This is a genomic window from Tetragenococcus muriaticus DSM 15685, assembly GCF_000423785.1.
Taxonomy (GTDB): domain Bacteria; phylum Bacillota; class Bacilli; order Lactobacillales; family Enterococcaceae; genus Tetragenococcus; species Tetragenococcus muriaticus.
Window position 1 is genome coordinate 1 of record NZ_AUIQ01000022.1, and the last position, 12,877, is coordinate 12,877.

Annotated in this window: 9 protein-coding genes; 6 read left to right on the top strand and 3 right to left on the bottom strand. The window is 35.5% G+C overall.

Annotated features, from left to right (window positions below; translation table 11 throughout):
* Positions 1 to 472 precede the first annotated feature (472 nt).
* The 3 genes from G577_RS0105045 to G577_RS0105055 are packed head-to-tail and all read left to right on the top strand — an operon-like array spanning position 473 to position 4,385.
* On the top strand, positions 473 to 1,804 hold the full coding sequence (locus G577_RS0105045) for a gluconate:H+ symporter (RefSeq protein ID WP_028790259.1): 1,332 nt from the start codon (positions 473 to 475) through the stop codon (positions 1,802 to 1,804).
* A gap of 29 nt (positions 1,805 to 1,833) precedes the next feature.
* A complete protein-coding gene (gene gntK, locus G577_RS0105050; RefSeq protein WP_028790260.1) occupies positions 1,834 to 3,387 on the top strand; it encodes a gluconokinase in 1,554 nt (517 codons plus the stop codon).
* Positions 3,388 to 3,437: 50 nt separating this feature from the next.
* Complete coding sequence (locus tag G577_RS0105055; RefSeq protein ID WP_028790261.1) at positions 3,438 to 4,385, top strand: NADP-dependent oxidoreductase; 948 nt, start codon at positions 3,438 to 3,440, stop codon at positions 4,383 to 4,385.
* A gap of 51 nt (positions 4,386 to 4,436) precedes the next feature.
* On the opposite strand, the gene G577_RS0105060 is transcribed toward G577_RS0105055, so the two are convergent.
* The 3 genes from G577_RS0105060 to G577_RS0105070 all read right to left on the bottom strand — a co-directional run bounded on the left by G577_RS0105060 (position 4,437) and on the right by G577_RS0105070 (position 7,333).
* Positions 4,437 to 5,714 (bottom strand): NAD(P)H-dependent oxidoreductase, encoded by a 1,278-nt coding sequence (locus G577_RS0105060; protein WP_028790262.1) that lies wholly within the window; start codon positions 5,712 to 5,714, stop codon positions 4,437 to 4,439.
* Positions 5,715 to 5,735: 21 nt separating this feature from the next.
* Positions 5,736 to 6,344 carry an NADPH-dependent FMN reductase gene (locus tag G577_RS0105065; RefSeq protein ID WP_028790263.1) on the bottom strand — a complete coding sequence of 203 codons (609 nt, stop codon included), beginning with the start codon at positions 6,342 to 6,344 and terminating at the stop codon, positions 5,736 to 5,738.
* Positions 6,345 to 6,631: 287 nt separating this feature from the next.
* Positions 6,632 to 7,333, bottom strand: a complete 702-nt coding sequence (locus tag G577_RS0105070) for a deoxynucleoside kinase (RefSeq protein WP_028790264.1) — start codon at positions 7,331 to 7,333, stop codon at positions 6,632 to 6,634.
* A gap of 355 nt (positions 7,334 to 7,688) precedes the next feature.
* On the opposite strand from G577_RS0105070, the gene G577_RS0105075 reads away from it, so the two are divergent.
* From G577_RS0105075 to G577_RS0105085, 3 genes are all read left to right on the top strand, one after another.
* Positions 7,689 to 9,158, top strand: coding sequence for a peptide MFS transporter (locus G577_RS0105075; protein ID WP_028790265.1), 1,470 nt, complete (start codon positions 7,689 to 7,691; stop codon positions 9,156 to 9,158).
* A gap of 216 nt (positions 9,159 to 9,374) precedes the next feature.
* Complete coding sequence (locus G577_RS0105080; protein WP_028790266.1) at positions 9,375 to 11,090, top strand: ABC transporter ATP-binding protein; 1,716 nt, start codon at positions 9,375 to 9,377, stop codon at positions 11,088 to 11,090.
* Positions 11,087 to 12,856, top strand: a complete 1,770-nt coding sequence (locus G577_RS0105085; RefSeq protein WP_038027628.1) for an ABC transporter ATP-binding protein — start codon at positions 11,087 to 11,089, stop codon at positions 12,854 to 12,856. The genes G577_RS0105080 and G577_RS0105085 overlap by 4 nt, the downstream gene beginning before the upstream one ends.
* Positions 12,857 to 12,877: the final 21 nt, after the last annotated feature.

Sequence of the window (12,877 nt, forward strand, 5' to 3'; positions counted from 1 at the left end):
TGTTCCATATCGCAGGGAGAGTCACGGAACATGCGCGAAAAATTCAAGTTCACCTTTCTAGTACCAACGTTTATAACACGCTTTTCTGGGAAGTCCTTACGCGAATTCAGCGATTGAATCTTTAACTTATTCACTTCACTCTTTCCTTATAAAAAGCTTATTTTCCACCTTCTAGGAAGAACTTTATCCTTTTTTAGCGTTCTACAGTAGTTCTTTCCTGTACTTGGCTCAAAATCGACAGTAAAAATAGAAAATAACACGAACAACAACCCTGTTGACCGGCCCGATTAGTTATCCACAAATTTTTAGAAATCATTCAGGGTTAATAATTTTTATTAAAATAGAGTGTGGAGCAAAATTTCATATCGTGATGATGTCACTGCGTATAAAAGACGCAGTCTTTTTCCTTTTGATAAAAGGGGGTTTTTTAAAAGCGCTTTGTAAAAAAACATGAAGTTGGAGGGAATTTTGAATGAAATTATTAATTGTTGCATTAGGCGTAGCCTTTTTGATTTTTTTAATTGTTAAAGTAAAACTAAATACTTTTATTTCTTTAATGGCTACTTCTTTTTTAGTTGGTCTAGCTTTAAATATTCCTTTAGACCAATTATCTGAAGTCATTACTTCTGGTATGGGAGACCAGCTAGGTGATTTAGCTATTATTTTTGGTATGGGATCTATGATTGGTAAACTTGTCTCAGATTCAGGCGGAGGGTACCGCATTGCCAATACTTTGATTGATAAATTTGGGAAAAGACAGATTCAAATTGCAGTAATCATTGCTTCCTTTATTGTGGGATTGGCATTATTCTTTGAAGTAGGATTGGTCGTTTTACTTCCTATTATTTTTGTTATTGCAAGAGAATTAGGTATTCCTCTTCTGACTTTAGCAGTGCCAATGGCAGCAACGTTAAATGTGATGCATGGATTTATTCCACCACATCCAGCACCAACGGCCATATCAGGAATTATGAATGCGGATATTGGTCAAGTTATCTTACTTGGCTTAGTTGTGGCAATTCCGACGATTATAGTTTCTGGACCAATTTTTAATTACTTTTTGCATAAATTTTATCCTAAAGTTTTTCGTATCCAAGAAAAAATTCCTGGATTAGGTGAAGTAAAAGAATTTGAGCTAAGTCAAACACCACCTTTCTGGACGAGTGTTAGTACGGCTATGATGCCAGTGATCTTAATTGGTGTTGCGACTATTCTAGGAAACGTTTTATCAGAAGGGCCGTTACAACAAGGTGTGGAATTTATTGGCGATCCAAATGTTGCAATGCTTTTGTCGTTGTTGTTTGCCATGTATACGATGGGCTTTAAACAAAAACGTTCAATGAAAGAAATTGGTACAACTGTAGAAGAAGCAGTTACTCAGATCGCAATGATGCTATTTATTATTGGCGGAGGCGGAGCTCTTAAAGAAGTTCTAGTCGAAGGTGGAATTTCTGAATATATTTCCTCCTTATTTACTGGTATTAATCTTTCACCAATTTTTGCTGCTTGGTTGGTATCAGCTATCCTACGTGTAAGTTTAGGTTCTTCTACTGTAGCTGCTATGACTGGGGCAGGACTAGTAGCACCTTTGATTGCACAAACTGGGGTTCATCCTGCATTAATGGTGCTTTCAGTCGGTGCCGGAAGTATTTTTGCCGACCATGTTAATGACGCTGGTTTTTGGATGATTAAAGAGTATTTTGGCCTTTCATTAAAAGAAACATTTTTAACTTGGACAACGTTGACTTCTGTACTTTCAGTAACAGGTTTAATTTGTGTTTATGGGCTTTCACTAATACTATAAATGTATAAACAGAAGGGATGATTTAACAAATGGATTATATTATTGGAATGGATATTGGTACGACGAGTACAAAAGCTGTTTTATATGATTTGAAGGGGACAGTGATCACAAATACCAGTGAATCTTATGAACTTCATCGCGATGCGATGGGCATGGCTGAACAAGAACCCGAAGATATTCTAACAGCAGTAACTACTACTTTAAAAAGGATGATCAGCCAGATTGATTGGAAAAAGGATAGGTTGCGAACAGTTTCTTTTTCTAGTGCGAACCAAAGTTTGATTGCCTTAGATGAAAATTATCAACCACTAACACGCATTATTACGTGGGGAGATACAAGAGCAGCACCTGCTGCTAAAAAGATTAAAAATTCAGATCAAGGACAAGAATTATATGAACGTACAGGAACACCGATTCATCCAATGTCTCTATTATGCAAAATCTCATGGTTAAAAGAAGATGTACCTGAAGTATACAATAAAGCAGCTTATTACTGTGGGATTAAAGAGTATGTTCTTTATCGTTTATTTGGGATATGGCAAATGGATGTCTCTGTTGCAAGTTGTACTGGTATGTATAATATATTTGAACTCCAATGGGACGAAAAAGCTTTAGAGTTAACAGGCGTTAGTAAGGAACAATTGCCTAAAGTAGTTGATGCTTACGAACAATTTTCCGGAATGAAAAAAGAGTATGCTACAATTACAGGTTGTCCACAAGATGTTACTTTTGTTCAAGGTGCATTTGATGGGGCCTTGTCTAATTTAGGCGTTAACGCCATCGATGAAGGTGTGGCAGCTGTCACTATTGGGACATCAGGTGCCATCCGAATGGTTAGTGACCATCCAGTAATCGATCCAAAGGGACGAATTTTTTGCTATGCTTTAACTAAAAATTTGTGGGTTATTGGTGGTCCAGTAAATAATGGTGGTGTTGTTTTTTCTTGGGCAAAAGACAACTTATTTGACGCTGAAAAAAGTACAGCTGACCTTTTAGGAAAAGACAGTTATGACTTATTGACTGAAGTTGCTTCCCAAGTTCCTGCTGGTTCAGACGGTTTGTTATTTCATCCATTTCTTGGAGGAGAACGTGCGCCTATTTGGGATGCCAATGCTCGAGGTTCCTTTTTTGGCTTAGCTCAAATGCATACGCGAGCTCATATGGTTCGTGCTGTTCTTGAAGGCATTGTTTATAATTTATATACCGTTCTTTTAGCACTAGAAGAAGTCCTAGGTCAGCCAGACTCCATTTTAGCAACGGGCGGATTTGCTCGTTCGGAATTATGGCGTCAAATGTTATCTGATGTTTTTGAAAGACCAGTAACTATCCCTCAGGCTTTTGAATCATCTTGTTTAGGGGCCGCTGTTGTGGGTATGAAATCTATTGGCGTGATCGAAGAATTAGCTGAAGTCAAAAACTTTGTTGGCGAAACAACAACTTACGCTCCTAACCCTGAACATTTCAATGTTTACCGAGAACTTGTTCCGATTTACATTCGATTAACTCGACAATTGCAAACAGAATATCAAACCATTGCTGATTTCCAACGAAGGTATGCAGAAAACGGCGAGGACGCCGATTAAAATTTGTTGTTTTAAAAAGAATAAATAAAAACGTAAGTGAGGGATAGATTTTGGACACAAGAGCAGTTGTTATCAATCAATATGGTGGTAAAGATCAGTTAAAAGAAAGTACAGTGTCTTTGCCTAAATTAGAGGAAAATCAAGTTTTAGTTAGTGTTCAAGCAACTTCTATCAATCCGATCGATTGGAAACTGCGGGAAGGTTACTTGCAACAAAAATATCCTTGGGATTTCCCAATTGTTTTAGGTTGGGACGTTGCTGGTGTCATTGTTGATGTTGGCCAAGAAGTAACAAACTGGCAAGTAGGAGATAAAGTATTTGCTCGACCACAGACAACTAGATTTGGCACTTATGCCGATTACACCATCGTTAATGAAAATCTTTTAGTTTCAATCCCAGATAATACTTCTTATAAAGAAGCTGCAGCAGTTCCATTGGCTGGGTTAACTGCTTATCAAGTATTATTTGATCACGGGGAATTAGAAGCAGGGCAAAAAGTCTTGATACATGCTGGTTCAGGAGGCGTAGGAACCTTTGCTATTCAATTAGCTAAACTACAAGGTGCTTATGTTTATACTACTGCTAGTAAGAAAAACCATGAATTATTACAATCATTAGGTGCTGATGAAACGATTGATTATCATACGACCGATTTTACTGAAGTAGTATCACAAGCTGATTTAGTCTTGGATGCTCTAGGTGGGAGTAAAATGCAGCAACAAAGTATGGAAGTACTTAAACCTCATGGTTATTTAATTAGTCTATCTGCCATTGAAGATCCATCTTTAGCAAAAGAAAAACAAATTAACGCTAAAGGCATTTGGTTAGATGAAAATGGAGAGCAATTGCAAGTGTTAGCAGATTATATGAAAAACGATCAACTAAAAAGTGTACTTGCAACTTCTTATCCATTATCTCAAAAAGGAATTTATCAAGCTCATGAACTAAGTGAAACTAATCATGCTGTAGGCAAAATTGTGATTGATAATGAATCATAAAAAAATAAAAAACTGGCTATTGCTGTTATTGTTGCAATAGCCAGTTTTTTACTATGATTTGATAGAAGCACTGGAAACACTATCGACATCTGCGCTTTCAGAAGCACTAGATACACTATCAACTTCTGAAGTCGCTTGTTCTGAAGCTCCGGATACACTATCAACTTCTTCTTGTTTCTTTGAAGCACTAGAGGTTGCATCGACCTCGACAGTTTCATCTTTGGCTAGTCTTTGCCCTGTTTGTTGTAGATACCAATCAATAATAGGTTGAAAATCTAATACATATTCGTTAACACCCATATAATTTCCTGTGTCATCGTGCATTGCTTGGTAACTATGAACTACGTATTTATCTGGACCATGTGTTGGTACATGGATACGAACAACGTCTTCATTTCCATGACGTAGTTGTGAAAGCACCCATTTGACATTTTTATAAGTAGCAGGTGGATGACAATTTGCTAATGGGTTTCCAACTTGTCCAGGTACACGGCCAGCAAACATTTCTTCTTTATCTTCTGTATAGTTATAGAATAAAAATTGATTATTGCTATCAGCAAATGTCAATTCCATTGGCATTGAAGCAAGTAAGGCATTCAATTGGTTTACCGTTAAGATTCCACGGTTTAGCTTCACATAAGTGTCACCTTGAACTGCATCTATTTTTTCGCTTGCTTGTTCTACCCAATCTTCAGCAGACATGTCTACGCCTTCAATAGTCGTATCGATTTTACCAGTTGCTTCTAAATCTTCTTCAGCTGATAAATCCTTTTGTGGTTCGTTGATTGAAGAAACCACTTTAATAAATTTTACAAATTTTTCTAAGCAAGTTTGTAAGAAATCAGTTGTTCCTTGTTCTTTTAAATTATTTTGTTCGTCAAAAGCTTCTTTTACTTTACCTAAAAGAAATTCATTACCTGGCATCACAATAGCGTTTACCCCAGGAGCTTCTAAAATTTGGCGTAAATGCAATTGGGCACGTGAAGAACCTTGATCATAGTAAGAAGCGCCTACTAGCATAACTGGTTTATTTGAAAGAGGTTGAATCTTAAATGATAACCATTCAAGGACGCTTTTTAGTCCAGCTGGGATTGTATGATTATGTTCAGGAGTTGCGATGATAACACCATCAGCTGCTAAAATTTTGCGGTTCAGTTTTTGAATAGGTGCGCTATTGGTTTGATCGTGGCTTTGATTAAATAATGGAATATCTTTAATTTCTAAAATTTCAATATCTACAAATGACTTGAAATGTTTTTTAATGTATTGCAGTAATAAACGATTATAGGAAAAATCAGCGTTAGAACCTACAATTCCAACTAATTTCATAATAAAAAACTCTCCTTTTTTCTAAATGGTTTCCCAATTAAAATTTTTTGCTTCTTGTTTATTGGCTTCATGTGCATTTGTTAGTTGATTTGTAAGGTCAACAAAAACTTGAAAATCTTCGAATAAACCATTGAGTTTTTTCACTTGCTCGTGTTCGATTAATGCGTTTTCTTCGTCAAACGCTTCTAGTGAATGTCCAAGTAAAAATTCTGAACTAGGCATAATCCGGGCTTTTAGTTCAGGCGAATCTAGGATTTGACGTAGGTGAGACTGAGCACGTGAAGAACCAAGTGTTCCATAAGAAGCGCCAGTGATCATGACAGGCTTATCTACAAAAGGATAAATGCCATAAGAAAGCCAATTTAATGCGTTGGTCAAAGCAGCTGGGATTGAATGATCATATTCAGGTGTGCTAATAATAACCCCATCTGATTGACTAATTTTTTCGGCTGCATCTTTTACAACTTCTGGTAATTGGTCAGTTTCTGGTTTGTTAAAAAGAGGAAAATCTCGAATTTCCATTAACTCAATACTTACTTTATCTGAGAAATGCTTTTGCATAAATTGTAATAATTTTCGATTGGTAGAATTATCTGAATTGGTTCCTACTAATCCAATAAAATGGTTCATAAAAAACGTCCTTTCTGTTGATTAGGGTAGTTGTAATCGCTATACTTTGTTACACTTTCATTATAAATATTTCACAAAGAAAGTCAACAGCTCTCTGTTTTTTTATAAAAAAAGGCTTCATTTCAATAAAAGTTTATAATATATATTTTGTAAAATATAACACAGGAAAATGCCTGTAATAAAATGACTTTCTTTTTCAACTTGCTTTTAAAATCAGGGGATTTTGTACAACAAAAATCAACTATAGATGGACATGGTACATAAAAGAAAGTCATCCTAATGACATGCTATTTTCTTTTTTGTTTTATTTTTTCTAAGGTTTGTGGGGGTAATTTTCCAATGTCCTTTAGCTTGGTTTCGATCAGATCTAAAACAATATCTTGGTCTTTCTGATTTTTTACATAATCGTACTTTTCTCTGTCAATAGTTAATAAGAGGGCAGGAGGGTACCCGTTAGCCCACTTTTCATAGGCGTGATGGACACGATAATAATCGACTAAACCAGGTTCACGTTTGATGCTTTCCATTTCACGCCCTCTTTTTTGGATTTCATTAATAGCGTGATCTGGGTCAATGGTTAAATAAATAACTAAATCAGGTAAACCATTCCAAGGAGTACCATTCACGTTTGCTTGCATTTCTTGAGATAAGGTGACATATACATTAAAGTCTGCTTCGCTAATTTCGCCATGGTCATGTAATTGAGAAGCCATCACAAAATCAGACTCTAAAGAAGAATCCATGATGGCATTTTGCTGTGTAATTGCTTGTCGTAATTGTTGATAACGGAAAGTTAAAAAAGCGATCTGTAACATTGCTCCATTGGTTTGGCGGCTTTTTTTACCAGAAGAGTAAAATTTTTCCAACATATTGAGAATAAGTCCGTTATTTTCTATATCTTCATAATAAACGGGCGCTTGTAGATCTTTAGCTAAAATCTTTGCCAGTGAGGTTTTCCCAGCAGCAATAGTACCCATGATATAAATCATCGTGCCCCCCCTCCTTTTGTTACTTATTTTCTCAATAGCAGTTAACTTTTGTCCAGTAGAAAGCATTAAAATAATGAATGATAAAAATTTAATAAAATCTAGTTAAAACTAAAAGAAAAAGCATGTAAATACACGCATATTGCAAAATTTGGTATTTTATAGCTTCTTTTGTTCCTGAATCTATTTTTTTATTTTCTAATTTTATTAGAAAGCTTTTATTTTATGCACTTATTAATTAGTTGAATTATTGACGAAATAGGGTTAGAAAACTAAAATGAAGCTCGTCGTTTCATATAGGATGAAATGAAATCAAAGTTCATATTCTGTTTATGAATTGAAAAATTGGAGGGTTATCATGGACTCAAGTAAAAAGGATGCCTCTTTTTTAGGACACCCTCGTGGTCTTTCGACATTGTTCTTTACTGAAATGTGGGAAAGATTTAGTTATTATGGTATGCGTGCCATCTTGTTATATTATATGTATTATTCAGTTGCAGATGGCGGGTTAGGTTTTGATCGAAGTACGGCTTCGGCGATTATGTCGATTTATGGTTCGTTAGTGTTTCTATTAAGTATTGTTGGCGGTTATTTGAGTGACCGCATTTTGGGAAGTAGGCGTACGGTATTTATCGGCGGCGTTATGATCATGTTGGGTCATATTGCTTTAGCCTTACCATTTGGACAAGCAGCACTTTTTGTTTCTATCATATTAATCGTTTTAGGTTCCGGCCTGTTAAAACCTAATATTTCTGAAATGGTCGGAGATTTATATGATGAAAAAGATCTAAGAAGAGATGCTGGATTTAATATATTTGTTTTTTCTACCAACTTAGGTGCTTTTATCGCTCCACTTTTTGTTGGTTATTTAGGCCAAGAAGTTAACTTTCATTTAGGCTTTTCATTAGCTGCAATTGGAATGTTTTTTGGTTTATTACAATATGTACTTGGTGGAAAAAAATACTTGCCAGAAGAAACATTAAAAGCACGTGATCCTATTCAAACAGAAGAAATCAAGCCTTTAATACGTAAAAGTATTTTAGCTATTGCGGCGATCGCTGTATTAGTCATTGTTATGCAAATGGCAGGGATACTAAATATTAACAATGTAATTAATTTGATCACTATTTTTGCTGTAGTTATTCCGATTTATTATTTTGTTATGATTATTAAAAGTAAAAAAATTACATCAACGGAACGTTCGCGTGTGTGGGCTTATGTGCCGTTATTTATTGCTTCCATTCTTTTTTGGTCCATTGAAGAACAAGGCTCAGTTGTATTAGCGTTATTTGCTGAGGAACGAACGAATTTATCGCTTTTTGGTTTTACGATTCCTTCAAGTTGGTTCCAAACGTTGAATCCTTTTTTTATCATGATTTATACCCCGCTTTTTGTTACACTATGGACGAAATTGGGGAATAAACAACCAACTTCAGCTAAAAAGTTCACTTATGGGCTATTCTTTGCAGGGATTTCGTTCTTATGGATGATGTTGCCAGGGGTATTATTTGGTACCGATGTTAGAGTTGGCCCTCAATGGCTATTGATGAGTTGGGCGTTGGTCATTATTGGAGAAATGCTAATTTCACCTATTGGACTTTCAGTAACAACTAAGTTAGCTCCTAAAGCATTCCACTCTCAAATGATGAGTATTTGGTTCTTAAGTGATGCTGTGGCGCAAGCTATTAACGCACAAATTGTGCGTTTGTATAGCCCAGGAACTGAAGTTATGTACTTTGGTGTTGTTGGGGTTGTCACAGTTGTCTTTGGCATATTATTATTACTTATGGTACCACGCATTCAAAGATTAATGAATGGCATTAATTAATTCCATTTATTTTTTGCTAGCAGTCTTATCGTATTTAAGGCTGCTAGTTTTTTGTATTGATCTATTTATAAAATAAGGCGAATTCTATTTTTTTAGAAGAGATAAAAGTTTTCTCTTTTTATGTTGCCTTTTGATATGGAATTTAACACTCATTTGTTATAATATAAGTCGGTCTTGAATAATTCAAGTTAATTTGTAAATGAAAGAGGGAGCAAGTTGAGCATCTTTAAAGATTTTAAGCAATATAAAATCCTAATTTTTACCGTACTTATCTTAACATTTGCTAATACTATTGGTGAATTGTTGCTACCTAAAATGATGTCACAAATTATTGATATTGGCGTATCCAATCAAAATATCACCTATATTTTAAGACTAGGGGCAGTCATGATCGGAGTAACTTTAGTCACGATTTTAGTTAGAGGCTCGGCTGCTTATTTTTCTGCAAAAACATCGATGTTATTTTCAAGAGATTTAAGAAAACGGATGTTTAATAAAGTTAACCGTATGACGTTTGATGAGACAGAATATTTTAGCATTTCATCGTTAATCACACGTACAACTAATGATGTAGCCCAAGTCGAACAATTAGTCCTAATGGCCTTGCGTCCTTTAGCTAGGGCGCCATTAACTTTTATCGGCGGATTACTAATGGCTTTTACTACCAGTGTTCGTCTATCATTGGTTGTATTTATTAGTCTACCATTTTTAGCAATTGTACTATATTTTGTGATTAAAGTTGTCGTCCCTTATTTTCCTCGCTTGCAACAAGCTTTAGATCATATTAATCTTTTATTACGTCAGCGATTAACTGGATTAAAGGTTATAAGGGCTTTTTCTAGAGATAAACAAGAAGAGGAAACTTTTGAAGAGGGAAATGAAAGGTATTATCAAATTGGTTTAAAAGTTAACAAAATCATGCAGACGATTAATCCGATTTTAACGCTTATCTTAAATTTAACTATTGTGATTACTTTATTTCTAGGAGCGCGTTATGTCCAACAAGGAATTATGTCTATTGGGGCTTTGATGGCCTTTGTCCAATATATTACACAAGTGTTAAATTCTGTGATTATGGTGACACGGATGATGACCGTCTTACCAAGAAGTGTAGCATCAATCGATCGTGTTAATGCTGTGTTGAACTATCCGTCACGTTCAGTAGGCGGCAGCAATGTATTAAACGACCCTATTACTTCTGTAGAAGCTAAAAATTTAACTTTTTATTATCCAGATGCTAATCTTCCTGCTTTGAAACAATTGAATTTCTCCATTCATAAAGGAGAAGTCTTAGGGATTATTGGAGGTACTGGTTCAGGAAAGTCCACTTTATTGAAATTATTCATGCAATTTTATGACCCTTCAGAAGGACAATTGTTAATTAATGGCCAATCCATTGACACGTTGAATCCAAAAAGTGTACGGGAAAAGATAAGTTATGTGCCCCAAAAAAATTATTTCTTTTCAGAAAGTATTCGTGGGAATCTGTTTTATAGTAATCCAGATGCTTCAGACGAACAAATGATTGATAGTTTAGAAACAGCTCAAGCCATGCAATTTTTACCTAAAGAAAAACCATTGGAAAAAACGGTGGCACGTGGTGGCAGCAACTACTCAGGAGGACAGCGTCAACGTTTAGCTATTTCTCGCGCGTTAACGCGTTATGCTTCATTATATATCTTTGATGACTCATTTTCGGCACTTGATTATAAGACCGATTATGAATTGCGTTTGGCTTTACAAGGAAAACTTGAGGAGACAGCGACAATTATCGTTGCTCAAAGAGTGGCTACTATTCGTCACGCAAATAAAATTTTAGTATTAGAAAATGGAGAAGTTCAGGGGCTGGGAACTCATGATGAATTGATGCGCGAAAATCAAGTTTATCGGGAAATTGCTATTTCTCAAGGAGAAGGAGAGGAGCATACATGACGGTTAATTTTTATGAAATCTACCCTACTAGTTGGCAAACCGTCAAACGTTTATTAAGTTATCTAAAAGATTACAAAAAAATTGTCTTATTGTCTCTTTCTATGACAGTGATTTCTACCATAATGGAAGTAACAGCTCCAGTCGTAATGGGGGCAATTTTAAACCATTTGCAAACAGCTATTGCTGAGCAAGTTCCTATGGATTTTAACTATATTATAAGCACATCATTGCTCTTGGCAGGCTTATATATTCTTTTAGCCTTGAGTAAGATAGTCGTTGAACGAATGTTAGTTCAATTGTCGCAATCGTTAATTAAGAATATGCGTACTGAAGTCTCGAGTAAAATTAAAAAAGTGCCTCTTAGCTTTTTTGACCAACATTCCACAGGAGATTTGTTAAGTCGTATTACTAATGATGTTGAAGCGATTGGTCGTAATGTTCAATTAAGTGTTAGTCAAATTGTTAATAGTCTTTTAATGTTTTTGGGAATTACAGTGATGATGCTCTATATTAGTCCACTTTTATTTTTGGTCTTTTTCATCACAGTCCCTTTAAACATTTTAGCGACTAAAATCATTATGGGCCGTTCAAAAAAATATTTTAGAGCAAAATCAGAGCGGCTAGGCGGTATGGTTGGTTATGTAGAAGAAAATTATACAGGGACAGACTTGATTAAAGCTTATAATTATCAAGATCAATCGAACCAGGAGTTTAAAGGATTTAATGATCGTTTATTTGAAGTTTCTTATCGAGCTAGTTTTATGGCAGGAGTGTTAAACCCTGTAATGACTTTTATCGGTAATGTTGCTTACGTATTGATTGCAATTGTTGGGGGCTTATTAATTGTTAATGGAACAATTATGGCTGGAGATGTCTTAGCTTTTATGCAATATAGTCAAAACATTCGACGCCCTATTGATGTTATTGCTGAAATGGCAAATACTTTGCAAGAAACCATTGCGTCTAGTAATCGGGTCTTTCAGTTTTTAGATGCTCCGGAAGAAACGGAGGATACAACTCATAGAATTGCCCCTCCAATAGAAAAAATTGAAATTGACCACGTTGGGTTTGAATACGAAAAAGGCGAACCTGTTATTCAAGATTTAACACTGACAGTAAATCAAGGTGAAACGGTGGCTATTGTAGGGCATACAGGAGCGGGTAAGACAACCTTAGTTAATTTATTACTTCGTTTTTATGATGTAACGAAAAATCGAATTTTAATTAACGGAATTGATATTCGAACAGTGCCTCGGGATAATTTGCGTTCCTACTTTGGTATGGTCTTACAAGATACGTGGCTAACTCAAGGTACAGTCTATGATAATATTTTATACGGCAATATTCATGCGACAAAAGACGAAGTAATTCAAGCGTCTAAAGAAGCTCATGCGCATCATTTTATTGAAACATTACCTAATGGATACCAGACAGTGTTAAATGAAGATGCTACAAACATTTCACAAGGTCAACAACAATTACTTACCATTGCTCGTGCCTTTGTTAGCGATCCGGCCATTTTAATTTTAGATGAAGCAACATCTTCTGTTGATACTCGTACAGAACAGCTTATCCAACAAGCAATGGCAAACTTAATGAAAGGAAGAACCAATTTTGTGATTGCACATCGTTTGTCAACGATTGTTGATGCCGATAAAATATTGGTAATGGCTAAAGGAGATATTGTCGAGCAAGGAAGTCATGAAGAATTACTGGCCAAAAATGGCGTTTATGCAGAATTATATAATAGTCAATTTTCAGAATAAAAAACGAATGCGGGGTTCGGA

What these genes read in the sequence shown, in the direction of transcription:
- G577_RS0105045 (WP_028790259.1), top strand. Translation starts at nt 473, where the DNA reads ATGAAATTATTAATTGTTGCATTAGGCGTAGCCTTTTTGATTTTTTTA.
- gntK (WP_028790260.1), top strand. Translation starts at nt 1,834, where the DNA reads ATGGATTATATTATTGGAATGGATATTGGTACGACGAGTACAAAAGCT.
- G577_RS0105060 (WP_028790262.1), bottom strand. Translation starts at nt 5,714, where the DNA reads ATGAAATTAGTTGGAATTGTAGGTTCTAACGCTGATTTTTCCTATAAT.
- G577_RS0105065 (WP_028790263.1), bottom strand. Translation starts at nt 6,344, where the DNA reads ATGAACCATTTTATTGGATTAGTAGGAACCAATTCAGATAATTCTACC.
- G577_RS0105070 (WP_028790264.1), bottom strand. Translation starts at nt 7,333, where the DNA reads ATGATTTATATCATGGGTACTATTGCTGCTGGGAAAACCTCACTGGCA.
- G577_RS0105075 (WP_028790265.1), top strand. Translation starts at nt 7,689, where the DNA reads ATGGACTCAAGTAAAAAGGATGCCTCTTTTTTAGGACACCCTCGTGGT.
- G577_RS0105085 (WP_038027628.1), top strand. Translation starts at nt 11,087, where the DNA reads ATGACGGTTAATTTTTATGAAATCTACCCTACTAGTTGGCAAACCGTC.